Here is a 25,326-nt window from a genome sequence, read left to right on the forward strand (position 1 = left end):
CTAAGGAGATAAAAACAATTCAAGAGCAACATGTTTGGCCCTATTACCAAACGCTCCATAACATAAGGGGACATAACATTAAAGACCCGATCTTCCCCCTTCTGTTTTTTATAAAGATTCCCTACCTAAGATTTCATCCAAGACGTCTAGATTTAGTTCCCTTAGAACATCTTACCTCAAGAACTCTCTCTGAGGAATAATATTTTGGATATAATTTCTATATAAAAATAAGAGACGCCATCTCTTGTATCTATATTCATCTCGACCAAAGGCTAGAGGTTTAGTTGAAATCCACTAGATGATATTCCCCAATAATCATCTTTAAAGCATGCGTGGCTTGAACCATAGAGAAGCATAAAATACCTAAATTGCACTGAGTGATTAAACCAAAGATTAATTCTATAAAACAATTATTATGAAACTAACTTTTAACACATTTCTAATATTACTAATAACCGTATGTGGTTACTCTTGTGTCCAAAAGGAGACGAAAGAGAGATCAATACCATTTAAAGAGGAGTGGAGCGATCTCGCAAAACATAAAAACAATCTTGAATGGTTCAAGGATTCTAAATTGGGTATATATTTCCACTGGGGGGTATACTCTGTTCCTGAACATGGTAGTGAGTGGTATCCATTCTTTTTATACCAAAGAAATAACAATGGCGTAATAAAGTATCATACCAAACACTATGGTGCTCCTGATAAATTTAACTACCATGACTTTATTCCTATGTTTAAAGCATCACAGTTTGACGCCAATGAGTGGGCTGGGCTTTTTAAAACAGCAGGTGCAAAATTTGCTGGTCTTGTCGCAATTCATCATGATGGGTTTGCGATGTGGGATAGTAAAGTGAATCCATGGAACAGTAAAGATAAAGGTCCACACAAAGATATTGTTGGCGACATGGCAAAAGCCCTGCGTAAAAATGATATGAAATTAATAACGACCTTCCATCATGCTAGAAATAGACAAAGACATGAAGGCGATTCGACAAAATGGTTTAACTACAATAGCCATTTTGCATACCATCCTGACTATGCTACTTCATCAACCGACCCAGACACTGCTAAATTTTATGGTAACCTTCCAGAGGAGCAGTTCGATGAATATTGGTTCCAGCAAATTAAAGAGGTGACGGATCAATATAGTCCTGATATCATATGGTTTGATTCGTGGTTAAACTTAATCCCAGATGCCTATAGAAGAAAAGCGGTAGCCTACTTCTTCAACAAGTCAAAAGAGAAGAATCCAGATGCCTTGATTATTAGTAAGCAGAATGATCTGCCTCATGGAATCGGGGTTCTAGATATAGAACAAGGAGGAAAGAAAGATCTCTCAGAGTCTGTATGGCTTAGTGACTTTACTTTAAGCAAGAACTCTTGGTGTTATGTCAAAGGTCAAAAATATAAGTCTGCCACTTTGATTGTTCGAAATATGATTGATGTTTGGAGTAAAAACGGAATTGTTCTTCTGAATATCTCTCCTACCGCAGATGGCGTTATTCCTCAAGAACAACGTGAGGTATTGACCACAATGGGAGAGTGGATGCATGCCAATGCAGAAGCGGTGTATGAAACAAGACCTTTTGACTATTCAGGGTTTGGAACAGCAAAAGCTGAAGATGGACACTTTGGAGGACAATCATCAACAGTGAAATACACGAAAGATGATGGTCGTTTTTTAATTTCGAAAGACCGAAAAACACTCTATCTATTTATGTTGGGTAAACCTGACGTGAATAGCGAAATTGAAATACGAGGATTAGCCAAACATGACTACTTCCCAGAAAATGGTATCAAAAAAATTACAGTACTTGGAGACAACACTCCTGTGAAATGGCATATGGCATTACGTAATTTCATTCTTACCGTTCCAGATAGTAAAATGAATGATATTGCGACAGTCTTTAAATTCGAATTAAATTAAGCAACGACTTAATCTGAAAATAATTGATAAATGTCTCCATATGATGTACCATGTGACATCCTATGGAGACTACTTCTCCTCTTTAGGCTTACCTTTTGTATTATCTGTAGCACACTGCGCTCTCTTACTTTTGATAATACGGCCAATGGTACATTTAATCTTCTCTTTCCCTTTTCTTATCCGTGCCATCTCATCCTCACTTTTTCTACTCTTTTCCATAATATAGGGATTTTGTCTCGTCTATTTCAATCGAGTGAATTAACAATGTAAAATTATTTAATCATACTTCACATATTGTTATTAATCTCTAGTCTAAATTAACACAAAAAACCTATATTTGTTTATATTTAATCTAGATAGAACATCAACAAGCCAAATATGCACTTATCAGAGGTAAGCCATAATCAGAAAGTATATGTAGAGTCTATTGGGGGAGACCAAGACATCAAACAACGACTCTATGAGCATGGTATTTCAAAAGGAACAGAGTTAATAAGGATCAAATCAGCACCACTACAAGATCCTGTAGAATTCAAAGTAGGGGGGAACCACCTTTTTATTCGTAAAAATGATCTAGCATACATTCAAGTAACAGATTCCTACGTAGAGAAAGATAAAAAAAAGAAGCTTAATACAAAACTGAAACAAAAAGAGAACCAAAATAATAGTAAAGAGATTAAGGTTGCACTGGTGGGACACCCTAATAGTGGAAAGAGTACTATCTTCAATCGACTGACCAAATCTAATGTAAAGATTGCCAACTATAACGGGGTAACCGTGGAAGTCAAACGTGCCAAGATATCATTCGGTGGCTATGACATTACTTTTATTGACCTGCCTGGTCTGTACTCAATGAGTCCATACTCTCCTGAGGAGATTGCCACTCGAGATCTACTACTGGATGAGAGACCCGATATGATCCTAAATATCGTGAACCACACAAATTTAGAGAAAGATCTTGTCTTGACAATGGAACTTATGGAGCTTGAGATTCCAACGATTCTCGTGCTCAATATGAAGGATGAGTTCGATCGTTTAGAGGGGCAAATGAACTACATGACGCTGTCCGAGACCATTCAAATGAAGGTGGTTACCACCAATGGTAAAGCCAAGAACAACCGCGCCTTACTCCTCGAAAGCATTGTATCTCGCTTTGAAGAGAATAGCTATTCCTTTGTTCGTCCAAACTATACCGAGGATATAGAGAAACAGCTAGCTTCGACCGGCGCAAAAGCCTCTAAAGAGAAGACCTTCTTCGAGTCGTTAAGTCGTATCGAATCCATCGGAACTATAGAAAAGATCAAAGAGCAGAGAAAAGAATTCATCTCACAACTTCTTCTTATTTGTGGTTACAAACACCTTAATGCAATTGACTACAAAACCGTCTCTCAAAAAATAGACGAAGTCGTTACAAATAAATACATCGGGCTACCTCTACTTCTCTTGTTGATGACCTGCATGTTCTATGTGACTTTCTCTTTAGGTGCCTATCCTGCAGATGCGCTAGAGAGCCTGATAGCCATGGGAAGCCACTGGATCGACACAGTTATGTTCGACGGGGTACTCAAAGATTTCCTATTAGGAGGAATTGTCCAAGGTATCGGAGCCGTACTGGTCTTCCTTCCAAGCATATTGATACTATTTTTCTTTACCACCCTGTTCGAAGACTCTGGGTATATGGCACGTGCCATATTCATTGTTGATAGGGTGATGAAAAGGTGGGGGTTACAAGGAAATGCATTTGTGCCACTACTTATGGGATTTGGATGTAATGTTCCAGCAATCATGGCCACACGAACCATCAAACAGACCAACGAACGCATCCGAACCATGTTGGTTGTACCGTTAATGTCATGTAGCGCAAGAATACCTGTCTACATCCTATTCACCGCATCTCTATTCTCAAATTACAGAACAATCATTATCATTGGTCTCTACCTTCTAGGGATCATCATTGGTCTAATAGTATCTAAGATTCTTCAAAAAAGTATACTACCATCCACCACCACCCCTTTTATCTATGAACTGCCTCCCTATAGAATGCCAAGTTCACGTAATATGGCCTTCCAACTGTGGGATAAAACACGAAACTATCTACAGAAGATCGGAACCACTATTCTGCTTGGTGTGATCCTTATCTGGACCTTAAGCTATATTTCTGCGGACACCAAAGAGAGCGAATGGTTAGATTTCCAAATGGCACAGCTGGATCAAAGCCACCAAATTAATATAAAAGAGAAAGATAATTATAGTCACAGCGAATGGCTCTACCTCGAAGGGTCTTATATGAAAAGTCGCCATGAATATGAAGTTCTCAAACAAAAAACACAACTAGAGAGCTCTGCCTTAGGACAAATCGGTCAGTGGATGGTTCCAGTGATGAAACCGCTTGGATTTGATTGGAAAATGAGTGTCGCCCTATTGGCTGGCGTTTCAGCCAAAGAGATCGTCGTAAGTACCTTAGGTATACTATACCAAATCGACACCGTCGCCGATGGTGAGATGAGTCTTACACATGTTGTCTCGGCCTCTTTAGAACAGAACAATGACAACCATCAAATGGCAATACTTAGTGGGATCTCATTCCTTATCTTTATTCTAATCTACTTTCCTTGTCTAGGAGTGCTATCCTCCATCAAAGCCGAAACCAGTAGTTGGGGTTGGGCCATATTTACATTAGTCTACACTTCTGGACTGGCCTATCTTCTATCCTTAATGGTCTTTCAGATAGGAAAGCTATTCATCTAGGTCGATGCCATAAAATAGAACAAAAAGCGAAAATACGATATGAAAGAGAGAGACGATAGATCACTCTTTTATGTCGTATTTTTGTGTCATATACTTCATCACCACTTCGTTGAGGAAACTAACATATACTATCAGGAAAATAACAGAACCGATAACTACACCTTTGGAGACCAAAATCTCCTGTGTCGTAGAGATCTCATCAGGAGAACCAAACAGAAATGCAGCCACACCAATAAGCAACAACATACCGATAAATAAACACTGACCTCCCCAATGTTTAAAGAAAAGTTTCCAACTCTCCTTCGAAACCGCTTTTTGGGTCACACGGCTCGCAAAGTTAGATGGCAAAACCATCTTATTCTTACTCTCATTAAATGTCATCGATATCAACTGATCGATCTCTCTATTTTGATCTTTTATCTCTTTCATACCCTCTCTATTTTCAACCCCTTTTTATACCTCTTCTCTACAATCTCTTTCACCTTCGCTCTAGCCCTATTCAGATTCGACTTTACCGACCCTAACGGAATGCCCGTAATATCCACAATCTCCTCATAGGTAAACTCTTCGGTATAGAATAAATTCATCAACCCTTGATATTTAGGGGGTATTAGTGCAATAGCATTCGAAATAACCTCTCTCTTCTCCTCCGTCTCAAGTCTACTAAAAAAATTATCCTCCGCAAAATGAGATTCATTTTCATTTGAAACCTCATCATATTCTACAAAATACACATGCCTCTTACGCATAAAATCCACCGAATACCTCCATGCCACAGAAGCAATCCACGTAGACAACTTCGACGCTTCCCTGAATGTGCCGATTTGCTGGTAGATTTTGATAAAGATATCTTGAGCCACATCCTCTACATCCGAAGCGTGTACCCCCATCTTCCATATCATATGAAAAACCAGCTTCTGGTACTTGTTGACCAAAAACTCGAAGGCATGCCCATTTCCTCTCTTTATCTGTATTACAAGCGTTTTATCATCCATAACATTTAGAAGACGAAAAAGATATCCTTAAGGTTTCAAAACAGCTAAACTTTTTTTAATAATAATCAAAAAAAACCTTTCCCCACTCCAATCCACACCTTTCTCCTCCTCCAAACAGCCCCCCAAACATAACCTACAACCCAACACCACCTCCTACCATCCCCAACGCCATATTTCCCTTTCTCCAACACCATGCCTTTCTATAGGATTACAAGCTACCTTCCCCTGCCTTTCCCCCAACTTAATCCATCCCTAATCCGTCTTTAAACCGTCCCTAACCCGTCCTTTGTCCATGATTCCTCCATCATTGATCCATGGTTCAGTCATCAAAAACCCCGAAATCGATGGACAAACCATGGAGGAACCATGGCTGAACCATGGACAAAGGACGGATTAAGGGCTTATTAGGGATGGATTTAAGACGGGTTAAGTCAGGGGAAGGTCGCATGAATGCATGAGGAAAGTATAATTACAGTGATTTAAAAACAGTATATTTAAAATCACTACGAAAAATAACCCAGACAGAGTTTAATTTACACTACCACGGATCAATGGACCAGCTTGATTTTCATGGATCTTTTTGATGCAATGAATTTTAATGTTTCAATATTCCCTGAAAGGGAAACCGAACTTAGCCCAATGGTGTAATGTATATGAAGTGCTTTAGCTCTGAATATAAAATGGAGCCTTGGGTAGTATGTTGCTCCACCAACCATGGGCTGAAGGCCTGGCCCTGTTATCGAGGTAGAATTGTTATTGAATATGGTATAATGTTTTGGGCCAGGCTTTCAGCCTTTGATGTTGGATGGGTATTGTTTACCCAAGGCTCCATCCGATATAATGCGCTACTGCGCATTATGTGGATTCCACCGTTGGGCTAGGTTCGGTTTCCCTTTCAGGGAAAGTTGAAGAGTGGTGTTATGGTTGAGGTTTCCCTCTCGTGCCAAGGTATTGGCACAAACTAAGCATTATTTGTTGTGGAATGGATGACATTGTTGTGTGGTGGTTTGTGCCAATTCATTGGCACGCCTTGCGCCTAGGGTTGATGTATGGTTGCCGAGTTGGAGTTCAGTGTTTCCTGTGTTTGAGATTATTACGGCTTAGGGTTGTTGTGTACGAATGGAACACCTATGATACTGATGTAACGGGCTATTTCGGATTTTTTGATGCAATGAATTTTAATGCTTCAATATTCCCTGAAAGGGAAGCCGAACTTAGCCCAATGGTGTAATGGTATATGAAGTGCTTTAGCTCTGAATATAAAATGGATCCTTGGGTAGTATGTTGCTCCACCAACCAAGGGCTGAAGGCCTGGCCCTGTTATCGAGGTAGAATTGTTATTGGATATGGTATAATGTTTTGGGTCAGGCTTTCAGCCTTTGATGTTGGAGGAGTATTGTTTACCCAACGATGGAATCCCTTTCAGGGAAAGTTGAAGAGTGGTGTTATGGTTTGTGTTTCCCTCACGTGCCAATGAATTGGCACAAACTAAGCATTATTTGTTGTGGAATGGATGACATTGTTATGTGGTGGTTTGTGCCAATTCATTGGCACGCCTTGCGCCTAGGGTTGATGTATGGTTACCGAGTTGGAACTCAGTGTTTGAGATTATTACGGCTTAGGGTTGTTGTGTGCGAATGGAACACCTATGATACTGATGTAACGGGCTATTTCGGATTTTTTGATACAATGAATTTTAATGCTTCAATATTCCCTGAAAGGGAAGCCGAACTTAGCCCAATGGTGTAATGTATATGAAGTGCTTTAGCTCTGAATATAAAATGGAGCCTTGGGTAGTATATTGCTCCACCAACCAAGGGCTGAAGGCTTGGCCCTGTTATCGAGGTAGAATTGTTATTGAATATGGTATAATGTTTTGGGTCAGGCTTTCAGCCTTTGATGTTGGAGGGGTATTGTTTACCCAAGGCTCCATCCGATATAATGCGCTACTGCGCATTATGTGGATTCCACCGTTGGGCTAGGTTCGGTTTCCCTTTCAGGGAAAGTTGAAGAGTGGTGTTATGGTTTGTGTTTCCCTCACGTGCCAATGAATTGGCACGCCTTGCGGCTAGGGTTGATGTATGGTTGATGCAAGGTAATTATAGTCACGGATTCAATGGATAAGGCGGATTGACAAGAACCACTAAGACACTGACGGGGTCAAAGCGCAGGGATGGGACAGCTGCTGGGAATGGGGTGTTGCCGCTCGGCATCGTGTGTCAACCCTACCATCGAGCAACTTGCCCGTGATGCAACTTACGCTACGCAGATGAATACTACGGTTGTCGCTCTCTTGTGGTACGATGCCGAGCGGAGCTCAGCGTTCCCAGCGGTTGCGATTACGATTGCTGAAACGAGGCGATATAGTCACGAATTCAATGGATAAAACGATGATTTCGAACGTTTATTTTTGTTCATAAAATCACACATACAACGTTGTGAAACTTTACATCAAATCATTAATTTTATGGATAAGTATTATGTGAATAAGAATGCACAGTTCAATGGAGATCACTCTTACATAAGAGTGATTGTTCACGTCTTCCAAATGTCGATAATTGTTTGAGCTTGGGAGAACATTATACATGTACAAGTGCAATTAGTGTAGCGAAAGTAAAAGGCTATACAACAGCCGATGGTTGTTATTACTGTTGTAAAGCTTGTCACACGAGTTAATTAAAATTTATCAGCGAATATGATACGTATTCGCTGATGAATTTTAACGTGGTTTTTATTAATCAGCTTATCATGTAAATAAATTATTACAATTTAAAGAGGCGTTGGTTAAAACAAACAAATATTCTGTCTTCCACCTCATTATTTTTGATTGCATCCATAAGTTTCGCTTTATCATTCTTATATTCACTCCTATAATGTCTTGTTTGACTATTAATGATATTCATTTGTTCGTTTGTTTTGTACGAGTATAATATGATAATACACTTTTTATTTTTATTTAGATGTTCACCGATATACTCCCACCACCTTTTATCGGTTGCTCCGAGTGAAATGCCAAAAATGCAAATTATTTCGGAATCGGATATCTTTCCCAAAATAATGTTGTCTGATCCAGTATCTGACTCAACATTCTGTGACTCTTTCACAATTGCACTTAAGATATCTGGATCTTTTTGAAATTTGGTGTTTAATATTTGACTTGGATCATTTACCCCTAATATAGCATTGCGTTTTATTTTACCATGTATATGGTTGACTGTTCTGAAGTGGTATCGCCCAAAGGAATTACTATGGTTAGATGAACCTATTGGAATCAATTTATCAATATTATTGGTGTAATTGAAAGTAATTATATCTATATTCTGTTTCTTGCTTTTATCGTCTTTGTATATACTTATTTTATCTCTTAGAATCGTTCTTTCAGAAAACCACTCTTCAGGACTAATGAAGTTGTTGATAATTTTGGCATTAGGTCTTGTTTGTGAGTTAAATTCTTCATCTACAATCTCTAAATATTTCATGAGATGAAGGTGAATATCATCGATTATAGTCAGATATTCTATTTTATCAACTTTATTGGAATATCCTCCTAGGGCTAATTCTAAATCAGACCAATTGAATTTACGTAACTACTCAGGTTCTTCAGATAGGTTTTAACCGACAAAAACTTCAAATACGTTGATTTGGTGTACAATGTTGATAAATAACAATGTATTTGTTGATTACTTTTAGTTGTTATCTTTTCTATTTTGACCATAAGAATAGATCTTTGCAGGCATGAATAAAGTTGATCGTTTAGAAAAAGAAAACAAGGCATTAAAAGAGCAAGTACAATCTTTACTGGCAAAATTAGACATTGTTATGTCGGAGGTAAGAGCTTTGTCAGAAGAAAATGCGATGCTTCATGCTAAGATTAAGACTCTTGAAGATCAACTATCACGTAGCAAGAAAAATAGTGGTAATAGCAGTTTTCCTCCATCTAGAGATTTATCAACAGTAAAGAAGAACCAATCTCTTCGCAAGAAATCTAATAAAAAATCAGGAGGTCAACTTGGTCATAAAGGCATGACTTTATTTCAAGATGCCACACCGACCGATATCGAATCTCATCATCCTTTAGCTAAGTGTAGTTGTGGAAATAGACTGAATCCTGAGGATGCTAGGTTGCTATGCAAGCGTCAAGTTTTTGATATCCCCCCTGTTATTGAACCTATATGTATTGAGCATCGTCTTTATGAGAATAGATGCAGTTGTGGACAAATCCATAAAGGAGCTATGCCATCCAATGTTAATGCACCAGTTCAATATGGTCCCAACATACGTTCGCTAATTCTTAGTCTGCATATAGAGCACTATATCCCTTTAAATCGGATTAGTTCGCTAGTAGAAGAGCTGACTTCCTATAAAATAGGAGATGGAACTATTGACAATATTTTAAAACATGCAGAAAAGGTATTCACTCCCCTATATGAATCTCTACGTCAATCTATTGAAGATGCCAATATAGTTGGATCTGATGAAACAGGTTGTAAAATAGATGGCAGTAAAGGATGGATGTGGGTTTGGCAAAATTATGAACTAACTTTTATCACAGCACATAGATCTAGAGGGTATAAAGTTGTGGAAGAAAATTTCAAAGATGGATTTACTAATGCTACTTTAGTAAGTGACTGCTATGCTTCTCAACTAAAGACCCCTGCCAAACATTATCAACTATGTCTAGCTCATTTACAACGCGAATTAATCTACATAAAGCAACAGACCAATAATAGATGGGCACAAGATATATTAGATCTCTTTTCAGAAGCCATGAAATTAAAACGGGAAGCTGAAGAAAAAGATTTCCCACTAGATAAGGAAGCATCATTTAAGACCAAATTATTAGAACTTCTGAATATCGACATAAATGACGATCAGCTCGATGAAATCAGAACATTACGACAACGATTAATAAAGAAAATCGATAGTGTGTTTACTTTCTTAAATCATTATGAAGTACCGTTTGATAATAATGCTTCGGAAAGAGCAATGCGTAACATCAAGGTAAAACAGAATGTGTCTAAGGGATATCGCACAGAAGAAGGGGCGCAGAGGTATGCCATGTTGCGATCTATAACCGACACATTAAAGAAACAAGGAAAGAGTGTTCTGAACATGATCGCATATTGGCTATCATGCAATAATGTTAACTTAAGCTGGGAATAGATAATTTTGAAAGTTATCTTCTTGAAGCTCTATTTAAAATCTAATAGAGGCTAAACTATAATACTACCTGAGTAGTTACGAATTTACTACTATCTTCATTGGATATAAAATTAGAAATACTAGATCTCAATTTTGTTATTTCTTCAGAGGGATTGTCTTTAAGCTTTGTGTAGTAGTTATAGAAATCGTTATAAGAGGTTTTAAGACCTAGCTGAAGGTCAAAGCCGTTACCGAGGATGTATAGAATATTCATAAGCGTAATAACTTTTGGTCTATGTCGATAAAGATAACGATTTTGAATGACTCTATTATATTTTAATTATTTTTATCCTTACGATTATATTATTTGAAGGTGAGGGGCTGGCAATAACGATAATATCGGTTGAGGTGAATGTATAAGTTTAGATAAAAGATATAGACAGAGATCATTTTATTTATGACCTCTTGTTGGCTTATAGTGCTTCTAAAGCAACGATTTCGAAGATCAAGTATTCTGAAAGATATGATTTCTGTGATAATGTATCTTCTTATAAGGTTGTAGAAAAGGATGATTTAGATATATTATCTTAATACGTATGATTATATCAAGTAGGAGGAGAGAGAATTAGGAATGGAAACTTGTCCGTCGTAAATATTCTCTAAAATAAAACAACCATATCTACTTCTTCAAGAACAAGAGACGATAGCCTCATTTCTATCGAAGATCGACCAGCAGTTGGTTGCATTAGATGGACCGATTGAAGAGAGTGAAAGATTAAAAAAAGGGTTATTGAAGCAAATCTTTGTATAATCATTTTGTATAAAGAAAACATAAACTAAAGGTTGATTTCATTTGAAATTGACCGTATTAATTAAATCTAACCATGTAATTGATCAAACTAATCTAATTAGACTATGGAGGAACAAATTGACTACCTTAACAACGAAAGAGTTTTACTTTGGAAAGAGATCGAAGAGATTAAGAATGAACGAGATCAACTCAGGTTGGAAATCGTAAAGATAAATGAAGAGTTAGTAAAGACTTCAGATGATTACATTAAAGACGCAAGGAGGGATGTTAGCAATACAACACGATCTCTAAATAATGCAAAGGCTAAAGTTAAGGAGATTGAGGCGTTGTTTGAAGATGTAGATCTTCAAAAGGTTGAAATAGAAGAGTATAAAGAAAATATCAAAGATCTATTAGATACATCAGAGGAAACATTAGGCTCGATTAAAGAGTTAAAGGATTGTAATCAATCGATATTTGATGAGTTTAATCAACGTATTGTAGAAGTTAAAGAAACAATTGAATTTGTTGAGAATTACTTATCGGATCATCCTGATTTATCTGAGGAGTTGGAGTCTCTTAAAAAGAAAGAAGATGAATTAGATCAAGCTCATAACAAGTCACTTACTCTACAGAAGTCTATTTCAAAGGTCAAAAATGAAATTGATAAAGTGAAATTTGAGTTGTTTGGTTTTGAAGAAGAGGATGAGAGTGGTGAAGTGAAGACTCATGAAGGAACTGTTGATGAGTTAAAGACAGCATATGATGAATTGAAGAATACAAAGGATTCGTTGCAAAAAGATATAAAGAATACAATTAAAGAATCAAGTGAATCAATTAAACAGTTTAATGATAACAATGATACCGAGTTTAAACGTTCGTTAGAAGGATGGAATAAGGAGGCAACGGATGCGAAAGATCAAATTAAAAAACTACTTCCGGAAGCTCTTACTGTAGGTTTAAGTCATGCGTATTCTGAGAAAAAGAAGTCGGAGGAAAAAAATGAGAATAAATTGCGTTGGCAGTTTATTGGTGGAATTTTTCTTATGATTCTTGTTTCATGCATTCCATTTTTTGTGAGTTATGATTCATTTAAAAATGGTGTTCCATTGGTAGATGTGATTCAAAGGTTGCCGCGATTAACTTTAGCTATTCTCCCTCTTTATATACCCGTGATGTGGATCACTTATTCTGCAAATAGAAAACAGAGTTTGGCAAAAAGACTTATTGAGGAGTATTCTCATAAAGAGTCATTAAGTAAAACATTTGAAGGTTTATCTACTCAAATTTCGAAACTCGATGATGATGTAATAAGTAAAGAGTTGCGTAATAAATTATTATATAACCTTCTTGATGTAAGCTCTGAGAACCCTGGTAAATTAATCTCAGATTATAATAAAGCAGATCACCCTGTAATGGATGCACTGGACAAGAGTGTAAAATTAGCCAATGCAGTAGATAGGTTAAATAAGTTTCCAGGGTTAAGCAAAGTAAGTGAAATGATTCATAAACACTCTAAAGATTTATTGTCAGAGGAGAGTGAAAAGATCGAAAAGGGAATGTCTCTTGTTAATGATGAGAAAGAGGACGAAGATGAGGGGGGCGAAAAGGAGTCGTAGACAATGAAGACAGTTCAGCAGGTGGCCCCATTCGTTAAACAGATTGAAGAGAGTAGTAGATTCAAAAAAGGGTTATTACAACAGATGTTTGTGTGATTTCGGATTAATCGATATTAAAATTAATATATAAAGCTTATGATCTTTTTAAGTTACCATTCAAAGGATAAAGGTGTTGTTGTGCCTATTGCAGAACGTTTGATAAGGATTTATGGACAGGACAATGTGACCTGTGACTGTTGGTCGAGGCGACCAGGGTATGATTTGATTAAAAAGATGAAGAAAGGCATCGACAAAGATTGCTGTGTGTTTATCTTTTTAACTCCTAATAGTATGAAAAACCCAATGGAGTTGGCGAAGTGGCAAAACGCGTTAGTGATATCAAGTCAGGAGCAATGTCTTACGATTCCTGTGATATCTAGTAAGGAAGAGGTGCCCATGTCTTTTCCTAGCGATTCTTATATCGATCTGAATTGTAGTGATAAGGAGATGGTAATGCTACAGATGATACAAGTTGTTAGAGATCATAGTGGGGAAGGGAGCTCTAATTTGGTTTATACTAAGGAGTATGTGTCGGATAGTGAGGTGATTATTACCCTTAAAGCTATGTGTCGCTTGGAAGAACCTTGTCGTTTTTTGTTTCTGACCACTTTAGGGCGGAATGAGATGAAGGTCACTCCGGTTGTTGAATCGATGTTGTTGTTGCGACATTTTATGGAAGATCTAGGGGATAACACGGAAAATATAAATGGCATGTTTGTAGAAATCAATGAAGAGGTTGATCCTGACTATCCTGTGAGGTTTAGGGTGAAGAATCCCAAAGGCGATAAGATCATTGTTACGGGAATACTTCATCAAGAAAGCAATAGGGAGTGGTCAAGACTTCCTCTCGAAAGCAAGTAATCATAAAATCAACCAATCCAATCCAAACTATGAACTATACAACCAAAAGTACTCCTGATACGAAAGAGTTGGTGCGATCGCAGTTGCCAGCCTTAAAGCAGTTGGTGAAGATGGGCTATCGCTATCTGTCTCCTGTGGAGGTGATGGAGATGCGAGGCCATAAAACCAGCGGTGTGCTGCTGGAAGGGGTTTTGCTAGAGTGGCTTTCGGCCAATAATCATATTGTGCAGCGAGGGGATCGATATGATTTTGAAGAGGGTAAATTACGAGAGGCGGTACGTCTTTTGAAGAATTTTAGTACGACCGAAGGATATATGAAAGCCAATGCGTTTGTGTATGATATGCTTACGATGGGGGTTGATATTTCTCAAACGATAGAAGGGGATAGTAAAGACCGTCCGCTAAAATATATCGATTGGGACTGTTGGGAGAACAACGTGTTTCATGTGACCGAGGAGTATTCGGTGATGAGAGATGGAATGGATGAGACTTATCGCCCCGATATTGTGGTGTTTGTAAATGGTATTCCACTGGTGGTGATAGAGTGTAAGCGTCCGGGTGGCACAGGGGCTAAGTCGCCTATTACTTTGGGGATTGAACAGCATATACGAAACCAACAGCGCGATGGGATACGTAGCTTATACTACTATTCTCAACTGCTCTTTTCGTTGTCGGGAACAGAAGGGAAGTATGGCACTTCGGGGACGCCAGAGGAGTTTTGGAGTGTTTGGAAAGAGGTGTTTTTGAGTGTTGAGGAGAAACAGGCCTATTACCAAAAGTTGGATGCGCTGTTGTCACAACCCTTGGAGTTGCAGGAGGAGCGAGCCATATATGCCCAACGTGAATATCTAAAAGAAGATAGTGGTACGGCAAGTGGTCAAGAGCGTTTGCTCTACCGTTTGATGCAACCTAAGGTCTTGTTAGATTTCATACGTAATTATACTCTGTTTGATAAGGGAGTGAAGAAGGTCGCCCGTTATCAGCAGTATGCTGTCATTGGAGAGGCGATGTTACGAATAGAGCAATTGGACCGAAATGGACAGCGTCAAGGCGGGGTTGTTTGGCATACACAAGGGAGTGGTAAATCGCTTACGATGGTGATGTTGGCACAGTTGATTGCGAGAAGCAGTGATCTTATTCCTCGTGCTAAGATTATCTTGGTGACGGACAGAGTGGATTTGGATAAACAGATCACTGACACTTTTAAGCATTGTGGGATAGATACCATTCGTGCAACCAGTGGTATTCATCTTGCTACGTTGGTTAAAGAGAAGAAGAAGGTGGTGATCACTACGATTGTCGATAAGTTTGAGAATGCAGTTCGTAATACGAAACCAGATCCTTCGGAGGATGTCATTGTGATGATCGATGAGGCCCATCGAAGTCAATATGGCGGTCGCTTTGTGGAGATGCAACGTCTTTTTCCCAATGCCTGTTTCTTGGCATTTACGGGAACTCCCTTGATGAAGGAGGAGAAGACAAAGAATAAGTTTGGTAGTTATATCGGCAAGCCTTATACAATGGAGGCCGCTGTGGAGGATGGTGCGGTGGTCCCTTTGGTGTATGAAGGGCGTATGGTGCCTGTGATGGCAAACGACAAAGCATTTGAGGCACAAGTGGAGCGTGTGATTGGAGATCTTGATGAAGAGGTGCAGGTGGTGTTGCGTAATAAAGTGATGACGTTGAATCGTTTGAAAGCGACCGATTCGATGCTTCGAGAGATTGCCATGGATATTAGTGATCACTATGTGAAGAATATCCAGACTTCGAATCCGCAAGGGAAGGCCAAGGCACAGTTGGTGGCGCCTACAATTGCTACTGCTCTGAAGTATAAGAGATATATTGAGGAGTATAGAAAAGTGACGTGTGCCGTGGTGGTGTCCGAAACAGACAATAGAGAAGGGGCGCAGAGTGTTTTAAGTGAGGGTGATCTAAAGGCAGAGGAGAAGGCATTTTTTAAGTGGGTGAAGGATGAGTTTGGAAATATGAAGAACTACACCGAAAGGATTACGGATAACTTTAAGAATGGGAACAAGCCAGAGATACTGATTGTGGTTGCGAAGTTGTTGACGGGTTTTGATGCACCATGTGATACCGCGTTGTATTTGTGTCGTAGTTTGAAGGAACATACGTTATTGCAAGCAGCAGCACGAGTGAATAGACTGTTTCCTGGGAAAGATTATGGCTTTATCGTGGATTATTGGGGTAACCTGAAGAATTGGCAGGAGGCCAAAGAGATGTATACGGATTTAGGAGATCTGGAAAAGGAGGACTTGGAACGTATGGAAGGCACTCTTACTCCTGTGAATGATTTGGTGCGCGATTTGCCAGAGCGTCATGATGAGTTGCTTCGATTGTTTGCTCAAAGAGGGGCAAAGGATCGGGATTATAATAGCTACTCTGAGCTGTTGGCAGAGGAGACATTAAGAGAGAAGTTTTATGATGCTTTGCTTGCTTTTTCTAAGTTGTTGAAGGTCTGTATGGCTTCGGTATATTTTGTGAATAACACTCCTGCTGAAGAGATCGAGAGGTATAAAAAAGATCTGAAGTTCTTTGTGGTGTTACGTAACGATGTACGTTTTCGTTATGGGGATGAGCACGACTATAGTTCATATGAATATCAATTGGAGCAGTTGATGAATCAATATGTGTTACCAGAAGGGACTACCATTCAGTTGACTAAGAGAGTGAATTTGCATGATGATGAGGCTTATATGAAGGCTTATGAAGCACGTTATGGAAAAGCAGGAAAAGCAGACGTTATTGCGAGTAAGATAAAGAAGAATATCTCCATTCGTATGGATGAAGATGCAGCCTATTATAAAAATATTGGTGAACAGCTGAAAGAGTTGGTGGCTCTGTATAGAGCCGATCGAATTGGAGAGTTGGATTACCTAGACCAAGTAGAGCAGTTGGAGTCAGAGGTGAGAGAGAAAGAAGCGGGGATGGAGAGGGCCGACAATGGAGTTCCAAGTAGTGTAAGAGAACATCCGAGTGTCTTCCCTTTCTTCCGATTGAGTGAGGAGAATTGGAACGATATTCAAGATAGAGACGGATTTCATGCTGCATTGGCACTAAAGACAGAAGAGGTGGTGTTTGAGAAGATCTATTTTGACGATCAAGTGCGAGTGGATTGGGTGGGTAATATCGATATTGAAAATGCTTTTAAACAGCAGTTGGAAGATGTTGTGTTTGATCTGCTTGAACCTTATGAAGGGAAGCGTGTTGATTGGAATAGGATCGATGATTATATTCGAGAGGTTCTACGAAATGTGAAAGCAAATCATCAATAAATGAGTGAAAAGATAGCGTGGCAATGTGGAGGAAGAGAAGTCTCTGTGGAGGTAATACGGGGCAATAGAAAGCATGCAGGATTGGAAGTGGAAGTTTCGGGTGTTGTGCGACTGAAAGTTCCTGAAAAGGCTTCTATTGAGCAAGTAGAGAGGTTGTTGGAGAAGAAAAGAGATTGGCTGCGAAAGCAACTTAATGAGTTGGTGGATCAGCCTATGCCTCCATCGGTGAAACGCTATGTTAGTGGAGAGTGTTTTATGTTGTATGGCAAGAGTCTTCGCCTGAAGGTGAAGCCTATAAACTTTGAGATGGTGAAGCTAGAGGGAGGATATCTCACTCTTTATTTAGGAAAAGAGGCCACTAAAGCTCGTGCGGCACAGTTGGTGGATCGATGGTATCTGAATAGGGCAAAAAAGGATATCAGACCGATGTTTGAGGAGCAATGGAAACGATGTTGTCGAACTCTGGCTACGAATAAAGAGGTGACCATGGAGTTTCGTAAGATGGAAAGACGTTGGGGTAGTTGTAGTGTGGAAGGTAAGATTCTATTGAATCCCTCTTTGGTTCAGGCTCCATTACATTGTATACGCTATGTGATTGTACATGAACTGTGTCATGTGAAGTATCATCACCATGGCCCTCAATTCTACGCTTTGTTGGATCGTCTTTTGCCTGATTGGAGGGTAAGTAAAAATGAATTGGATCGAATGGAGTTTTAGTTTGGACCAGGGGAGAGGGATGACGTATCAATTAGCCACGGATTCAATGGATAAGGCGGATTGATAAGAACCGCTAAGACACGGACGGGGTCGAAGCGCAGGGATGGGACAGCTGCTGGGAATGGGGTGCTGCCGCTCGGTATCGTGTGTCAACCCTACCATCGAGCAATTTGCCCGTGATGCAATTTACGCTACGCAGATGAATACTACGGTTGTCGCTCTCTTGTGGTACGATGCCGAGCGGAGCTCGGCGTTCCCAGCGGTTGAGGTTTCCCTCTCGTGCCAAGGCATTGGCACAAACTAAGCATTATTTGTTGTGGAATGGATGACATTGTTATGTGGTGGTTTGTGCCAATTCATTGGCACGCCTTGTGCCTAGGGTTGATGTATGGTTGATACAAGGTAATTATAGTCACGGATTCAATGGATAAGGCGGATCGACAAGAACCACTAAGACACGGACGGGGATCGAAGCGCAGGGATGGGACAGCTGCTGGGAACGGGGTGCTGCTGCTCGGTATCGTGTGTCAACCCTACCATCGAGCAATTTGCCCGTGGTAACCTACGCTACGCAGATGAATACTACAGTTGTCGCTCTCTTGTGGTACGATGCCGAGCGGTTGAGGTTTCTCTCTCGTGCCAAGGCATTGGCACGCCTTGCGCTTAGGGTTGATGTATGGTTGATACAAGGTAATTATAGTCACGGATTCAATGGGTAAGGCGGATTGACAAGAACCACTAAGACACGGACGGGGATCGAAGCGCAGGGATGGGACAGCTGCTGGGAACGGGGTGCTGCTGCTCGGCATCGTGTGTCAACCCTACCATCGAGCAATTTGCCCGTGATGCAACCTACGCTATGCAGATGAATACTACGGTTGTCGCTCTCTTGTTGCACTATGCCGAGCGGAGCTCGGCGTTCCCAGCGGTTGTGGTTTCCCTCTCGTGCCAATTCATTGGCACACCTTGCGCGTTAGGTTGATGTATGGTTGCCGAGTTTGGGGGTTGTGTTTTCAAGGGGGAGCTTGATGTTTTTGAAATAAGTTTACTTTTTTTGAAACCTTGGAGGGGATGTTTCCGTCCTATGGACAGAAACAAAGAATATAACATTTAATTATAGATAATTATGGAAGATATTTTAATTCCTTTAGGTTTTTTCTTGATGACGTACAAGATCATTGATATCATTCTTAAATCGAAGAATAGAGGTCGTCTTTACAAGTTGCTTGCAGAGAAGCAGCTAAATGCAGGAGATGTGTCGGATGTGGTAAAATCGTTAGATCAAGTGACGGAGAATTTTACGGATAAGTGGGCTAGTTTGAAGTGGGCAGTGGTATCTATTTTCACTGGGATGGGACTGTTTTTAATTGATTATTTGAATCGTAATATGTATGATGGAGACCGATTTACATCACATCAAGCCTTTGGTGCTGTAGGAATTTTGTCGATTTCGGTTGGGCTAGGTTTTTTAGTCTATTTCTTGATTGTTTATTTGAGGCGTAATAAGGATTAGTGGCTCTGTTATCTTGGTGCTTTACTGTCAATAGCGTTGTACAAACTTTGGGTTGTGCAACGCTTTTTTTGTTGGGACTTATTTGTTGTGATTTTAAATACGGTAAAAATCGATATGAATACGATTTACAATAGTCTTAATAAAAACATTTATGGCTTTTATTTGTTAAGAAATCGGTACTAAAAAAGAACAAATCAATACAAAAACCTTATTGATCCTTGTTGCTGAAATTAGATAAATAAAAGAATTAAGACTATGGCATTCGATTTTGACTTGATAAAAGGCGTCTATCAACAGATGGCTTCTAAGATTATTACTGCAAGAGAGACTTTAGGTAGGCCTTTGACCTATACAGAGAAGGTTCTTCTTAGTCATCTATATAGTGGGAGTGATGTAAGAGATTTTCAGCGGGGTGTGGATTATGTGAATTTTGCACCTGATCGTGTAGCAATGCAAGATGCCACAGCACAGATGGCAATCTTACAGTTTATGCAAGCTGGTCGACCTAAGGTTGCAGTTCCTTCTACGGTACATTGTGATCACCTTATCCAAGCAAAAGATGGAGCAAAGAGAGATTTAGAGGTGGCGGAAGTGACAAATAAAGAGGTTTATGATTTTCTTTCGAGTGCGTCACAGAAATACGGTCTTGGCTTTTGGAAACCAGGTGCAGGAATTATTCACCAAGTTATTTTGGAGAATTATGCTTTCCCAGGCGGAATGATGATTGGAACCGATTCGCATACTCCTAATGCTGGAGGTTTAGGAATGGTGGCTATTGGTGTTGGTGGTGCTGATGCTGTGGATGTAATGACAGGGTTGTCGTGGGAGTTAAAGTTTCCAAAGATCATTGGTATTAAGCTTACAGGTCAATTAAATGGCTGGTGTTCGGCTAAAGATGTTATTCTTAAAGTGGCAGGTATCCTAACGGTAAAAGGAGGAACTGGTTCTATTGTAGAGTATTTTGGGGAAGGGGCACAATCGCTATCATGTACAGGTAAAGGTACGATATGTAATATGGGTGCTGAAATTGGAGCGACAACCTCTCTGTTTGGTTATGATGAGCAGATGTATGACTACTTGGTGGCAACAGGGCGTAAGGATGTTGCGGAGTTGGCTAACTTATATAAGAATTTATTGACCGCTGATCAAGAGGTTTATGCCGAGCCTAATAAGTATTTTGATGAAGTGATTGAGATTAATTTAGATACATTAGAGCCATATATCAATGGTCCTTTTACTCCTGATTTGGCTACGCCATTGAGTGAGTTTGCTGCGACGGCAGTGAAAAATGGTTGGCCATTGAATATGGATGTGGGTTTGATTGGATCGTGTACTAACTCTAGTTATGAGGATATCGCTCGTGCTGCATCTATAGCTAAACAGGCTATAGCGAATAATATTGATTTTAAATCAGAGTTTACTGTAACTCCAGGGTCTGAACAGGTTAGATATACCGTAGATAGAGATGGTTATCTGGGCGTGTTTGAGAAGATAGGAGGACAGGTTCTTTCGAATGCTTGTGGTCCATGTATTGGACAGTGGGCAAGACATAATGCGGCGGATTTGGATGAAAATAGTATTATGACTTCATTCAATCGTAATTTTGCGAAACGAAATGATGGTAATCCAAAGACACATGGTTTTGTGGCTTCGCCTGAAATTGTTACAGCATTCTCTATAGCAGGTCGTTTAGATTTTAATCCGATGACTGATACCCTTATTAATAAAGATGGGGTAGAGGTTCGACTTGTAGAACCTTCGGGTGATCGATTGCCTATGAAAGGGTTTGATGTAGACGATCTTGGGTTTATTGCACCTGATGATCGTAAAGATGTGGCGGTTGTGATAGATCCAGATTCAGATCGACTGCAAGAACTTACTCCTTTTAATGTTTGGGATGGTAAAGATTTGGTAGATCTTCCGCTGCTGATTAAAGCAAAAGGAAAATGTACTACAGATCATATCAGTATGGCTGGTCCATGGTTGAAGTATAGAGGTCATTTGGATAATATTTCTAATAATTTATTGATCGGTGGCGTAAACTTCTTTAATGAGAAGACAAACAGTGTAAAGAATCAGTTGACTGGGGAGTATGGTGCTGTTCCAGATGTGGCAAGAGTCTATAAGGCGAACCATATTCAATCTGTGATTGTTGGAGATGAGAATTATGGGGAAGGATCTTCAAGAGAGCATGCTGCAATGGAGCCTCGCCACTTAAATGTTGGTGCTGTATTGGTTCGATCTTTTGCTCGAATTCATGAAACGAATCTTAAGAAACAAGGTATTCTTGCTGTTACTTTTAAGGACCCTAAGGATTATGACAAGGTGAAAGAAAATGATCGTTTCTCTTTTCTTGGCTTAGCGGAGTTTACTCCCGGTAAAAGTATATTGGTGAAAATTGTTCATGACGATGGTTCCGAAGATCTTTTTGAAGTGAATCATACATATAATGAATTGCAAATTGAGTGGTTTAAAGCTGGCTCATGTCTGAATTATATTAAGCGAATAAATAAATAGTACTTAGTGTTTAATTTTTAGAAAAAAGGGAGCCGTTGTTGTTCCCTTTTTTTGTTTGTATATTATCGGTACCAATACCAACTGGTGGGCATGATTGGCATATTTTTATATAAAAATATGCTCCGAATAGTTGTTTTTTGGGTGAACTAGATATATTTGTAAACATAATATAGTGTAATACTGTCTATAAAAGTAAATTATCAAAAAATAACTATGCGGTTGAGGGCCATAAATCTTATTCTTTTATATCTTCTTTTTCAATCTGTAGTTGCATTATCTGCAGCTAAGAGTATGTCTATCCCTCTATATGATGTGGTGAATGTTAGTAAGTATGAATATGGTGCTTGTAATAAGAATTATGGCATAGCCTCTGATGATAAAGGGCGCATATTTCTTGCCAATGATATGGGGTTGGTGGTATATGATGGCTTGAAATGGAATTTATATCCTCATCCACGGAAGTTTGCTTTAACTCAAATATATATATCTAAGAAAGGAACTGTTTATTCGAGTAGTGCCTCAGAAATGGGAGTTTGGTATATAAATCCTAGAGGCCAATATAGTTATAGACAGTTGACTACTCCATTTATAGATCATAGAGAAGTTGAGATTTGTAATATATGTGAATCTAAATCTGGAGCAATATATTTTAATAGAGCAGGTAAGGTATATTCAATAACAAATTCGGTTGTTGAAGATACACAGATAAATATGGATTTGTCACTTCTATACGAAGATCATGGAACCATCACTGATTTGGATAACGGTCAATTGTCGTATTTTCAGGAGACCAAAGAAGAGGTTGACAAACTTTTGGGTCATGTAGATGGTGTAGAAGTAAAGAAGATAATAAAACTCAATAAGGATAATTTTCTTTATCTAACTCTAAAAAATAGGTTGTACCTCCATTGTAACAAAACGTCATTGGAGTTGTGGAACACTATGCTTGCTCACAAGCTTGGTAATTGTAAGATAAATAAGATACAGCGTTATAATAACCAGTTGATTTTTAGTACTCAAAATCGAGGACTATATATATATGACCTTTTTACGGATCGTCATATTGAGATCAATAAGATGAATTACTTGAATAGTAATAGGATTACTGATTTTGTTGTTGATCAACATGGGCGAATTCTAGTTTCCACGATGTTAGGTGTGTCATTTATTGAGCCTAACTATTCGAAGCAAACCTATTATCTTCATAGTAGTATTGGAAATGAGATATATACTATCGCTAAGATGAATGATTGTCTGTTGATTGGTACGGAGAGAGGTCTGTTCTCAATTCATCAGAATGATCTCTCAAAATCAAAGATGATCAAGAGATATAAGGTGCTTCCGATTCCTTTTGGTCGTGTTTGGTCGTTGACAAGAACGGATGAGGGAATCGTATGTGGGCATAGTAAAGGGACATATTTAATAAATAAGTGTTTTGAGGTTGTGAAAATCTCTGGGTATAAGAATGGGCAGAGTTTTCAGCCTATTCGGTTTAATGGTGTTACGGGGCGTTTTTGGATACAAAATGCTAGTGATGCGATTGTTTTGTATAAAGAACCTTTTGATCAAAATAAGCCCATAAAATATAGTCAGATTAATAATCCAGGTCAATCTTTGGCAGTATATGATGAGTATTTGTGGACCATAAAATCAGGAGAACATGATATCTATCGAATTCCAATAGAGTATCCTAGAAAAGGCCCTATTAAAGAGCAGTTGTTTTTGAGAAATAATGGTATATATGCAGAACGGACAGAGGTGCTTGATGGGGATCTAGCGTTTTTTACAGAGAAAGGTATTTTTCGATATGATACACTTAAAGATACTATTCGTGAAGCTACCTTTGCTAAAAAACCATTAGGTCAGTATTTCAACTCAAGTAAGACTTTTCGAGTTTCTCCTTTTACCTATTGGTTTTTGCATGGGAATGACATTGCTCTTTTTAAGAAGAATGATGAGCAAGTGAATCAATTATCACACTATGCCTTTGATGATCATCAGCATAGTTTAGTGGATGAATTTGAGTATATTTTTCCGTTAAATAGTAGTCAGTCTATTGTCTGTATTCAAAATGGCTTTACCATTGTGAATCATGATGAAACCCTTCATAATAATGCCTTGAAACTATGGATTGGAGAGCTAGAAGTTTATAGTTCGGACCATAAACTTGATCTATATAATGCGAATGATATCCCGTCTAATATCGTATTGACTTCCCCTGTAAAGAAGCTTTCGTTTAGTATTGGATCGGAACAACTTCCAAAGAAGAGACTTGTTACTAAGTACCGAATAAATAAGAGAGATAGTATCTGGACTGAGTTTGATCATACCAGACCTTTAACATTTTGTGAGTTAAAGCCTGGGAGTTATGCGTTGCAGATACGTAGTTGGAATGAGTTGGGAGTTGAGGAGGGGAACCTAACTCTTCCTTTTAAGGTCAATCAGAAATGGTATGAGTATATTAACTCGTTTGTGATTGGATCGATCTTATTTTTTATAACCATCTTTCTTATTGTGGTCCATTATATTGGGAAATATAATAGGCGTAAGATTCGTATCTTGACGTTAAAAAATCAACAGATTAAGCAGAGAGAGCATCGTAAAAAGCTTGAAGTAGAGAAGAAGGTTGTAGAGTTTCGGAATCAGAATCTAAGAAGTGAGTTGGATGCGAAGAGTCGACAGCTTATTCTTTTTGCGATGGATAAAGATCAGACCTCTAGAATACTAAATGATATAAAATTACGCTTTGCATCGTTGAAACAGGACCTAAAATATAGGCTGCCTGATAAATATTATGATGCACATGTAGCTTATCTCGATGAACTTATTGATAAGTATAGTGATACAGAAGAGCTACGTAAGTTTATTGATCAGCAACATAAGGATTTTATAAAAGAGTTGTTGTTTAGATGTCCAAGTTTGACTGATAAAGAGTTGAGGACTGCCATCTTAATAAAGATGGATTTTTCGAATCAGAAGATTGCTGAACTATTTCAAGTATCTGTTCGTTCTATTGAAATATACAGGTACAACATCCGTAAAAAGATGTCTCTAGATCATGCTGTGAATCTAAAAGATCACTTGATTGAGTTGTTTAATACGATGCAAATTCAATAAAAATGAAACAAAAATAAAACAGATAAGTTGTGTTATATATCTAGA

The 25,326-nt window shown here is 38.8% G+C and carries 15 protein-coding genes and 1 pseudogene; 11 read left to right on the forward strand and 5 right to left on the reverse strand.

What is annotated here, in order from left to right:
• The first annotated feature begins 415 nt into the window (after positions 1–415).
• A complete protein-coding gene (locus K5X82_17750) occupies positions 416–1,930 on the forward strand; it encodes an alpha-L-fucosidase (protein ID QZT37056.1) in 1,515 nt (504 codons plus the stop codon).
• A gap of 69 nt (positions 1,931–1,999) precedes the next feature.
• Here K5X82_17750 and K5X82_17755 read toward each other — a convergent pair whose 3' ends face one another.
• The gene (locus K5X82_17755) at positions 2,000–2,149 is read right to left on the reverse strand and encodes a hypothetical protein (protein ID QZT37057.1); all 150 of its coding nucleotides are present in this window, start codon (positions 2,147–2,149) and stop codon (positions 2,000–2,002) included.
• A gap of 159 nt (positions 2,150–2,308) precedes the next feature.
• On the opposite strand from K5X82_17755, the gene feoB reads away from it, so the two are divergent.
• Positions 2,309–4,678, forward strand: coding sequence for a ferrous iron transport protein B (gene feoB / locus K5X82_17760; protein QZT37058.1), 2,370 nt, complete (start codon positions 2,309–2,311; stop codon positions 4,676–4,678).
• A 60-nt stretch (positions 4,679–4,738) separates the two neighbouring features.
• Here feoB and K5X82_17765 read toward each other — a convergent pair whose 3' ends face one another.
• Positions 4,739–5,107, reverse strand: a complete 369-nt coding sequence (locus K5X82_17765; GenBank protein QZT37059.1) for a hypothetical protein — start codon at positions 5,105–5,107, stop codon at positions 4,739–4,741.
• Positions 5,104–5,673: an RNA polymerase sigma factor gene (locus K5X82_17770; GenBank protein ID QZT37060.1), complete on the reverse strand. Its 570-nt coding sequence runs from the start codon at positions 5,671–5,673 to the stop codon at positions 5,104–5,106. The genes K5X82_17765 and K5X82_17770 overlap by 4 nt, the downstream gene beginning before the upstream one ends.
• A gap of 1,410 nt (positions 5,674–7,083) precedes the next feature.
• On the opposite strand from K5X82_17770, the gene K5X82_17775 reads away from it, so the two are divergent.
• Entirely contained in the window at positions 7,084–7,422 is a 339-nt protein-coding gene (locus K5X82_17775; protein QZT37061.1) for a hypothetical protein, read from the forward strand.
• A 1,013-nt stretch (positions 7,423–8,435) separates the two neighbouring features.
• Here K5X82_17775 and K5X82_17780 read toward each other — a convergent pair.
• Positions 8,436–9,251 (reverse strand): annotated as a pseudogene (locus K5X82_17780) (bacteriophage abortive infection AbiH family protein).
• 157 nt (positions 9,252–9,408) lie between these two features.
• Between K5X82_17780 and K5X82_17785 the strand changes: the two are divergent.
• On the forward strand, positions 9,409–10,836 hold the full coding sequence (locus K5X82_17785; GenBank protein QZT37062.1) for an IS66 family transposase: 1,428 nt from the start codon (positions 9,409–9,411) through the stop codon (positions 10,834–10,836).
• Positions 10,837–10,891: 55 nt separating this feature from the next.
• On the opposite strand, the gene K5X82_17790 is transcribed toward K5X82_17785, so the two are convergent.
• Positions 10,892–11,089 carry a bacteriophage abortive infection AbiH family protein gene (locus K5X82_17790; protein QZT37063.1) on the reverse strand — a complete coding sequence of 66 codons (198 nt, stop codon included), beginning with the start codon at positions 11,087–11,089 and terminating at the stop codon, positions 10,892–10,894.
• Positions 11,090–11,730: 641 nt separating this feature from the next.
• Here K5X82_17790 and K5X82_17795 point away from each other — a divergent pair.
• The 7 genes from K5X82_17795 (at position 11,731) to K5X82_17825 (ending at position 25,281) form a co-directional block, all read left to right on the forward strand.
• Entirely contained in the window at positions 11,731–13,224 is a 1,494-nt protein-coding gene (locus tag K5X82_17795) for a hypothetical protein (GenBank protein ID QZT37064.1), read from the forward strand.
• A 135-nt stretch (positions 13,225–13,359) separates the two neighbouring features.
• Positions 13,360–14,124 (forward strand): toll/interleukin-1 receptor domain-containing protein, encoded by a 765-nt coding sequence (locus tag K5X82_17800; protein ID QZT37065.1) that lies wholly within the window; start codon positions 13,360–13,362, stop codon positions 14,122–14,124.
• Positions 14,125–14,153: 29 nt separating this feature from the next.
• On the forward strand, positions 14,154–17,417 hold the full coding sequence (locus tag K5X82_17805) for an HsdR family type I site-specific deoxyribonuclease (protein ID QZT37066.1): 3,264 nt from the start codon (positions 14,154–14,156) through the stop codon (positions 17,415–17,417).
• Entirely contained in the window at positions 17,418–18,134 is a 717-nt protein-coding gene (locus tag K5X82_17810) for a M48 family metallopeptidase (GenBank protein QZT37067.1), read from the forward strand.
• Positions 18,135–19,260: 1,126 nt separating this feature from the next.
• Entirely contained in the window at positions 19,261–19,647 is a 387-nt protein-coding gene (locus K5X82_17815) for a hypothetical protein (protein ID QZT37068.1), read from the forward strand.
• Between the two features lie 255 nt (positions 19,648–19,902).
• Entirely contained in the window at positions 19,903–22,164 is a 2,262-nt protein-coding gene (locus tag K5X82_17820; GenBank protein ID QZT37069.1) for an aconitate hydratase, read from the forward strand.
• A gap of 219 nt (positions 22,165–22,383) precedes the next feature.
• Positions 22,384–25,281 (forward strand): LuxR C-terminal-related transcriptional regulator, encoded by a 2,898-nt coding sequence (locus K5X82_17825; GenBank protein QZT37070.1) that lies wholly within the window; start codon positions 22,384–22,386, stop codon positions 25,279–25,281.
• Positions 25,282–25,326: the final 45 nt, after the last annotated feature.

It is taken from the genome of Prolixibacteraceae bacterium, assembly GCA_019856515.1.
GTDB classification, from domain to species: domain Bacteria; phylum Bacteroidota; class Bacteroidia; order Bacteroidales; family Prolixibacteraceae; genus Halosquirtibacter; species Halosquirtibacter xylanolyticus.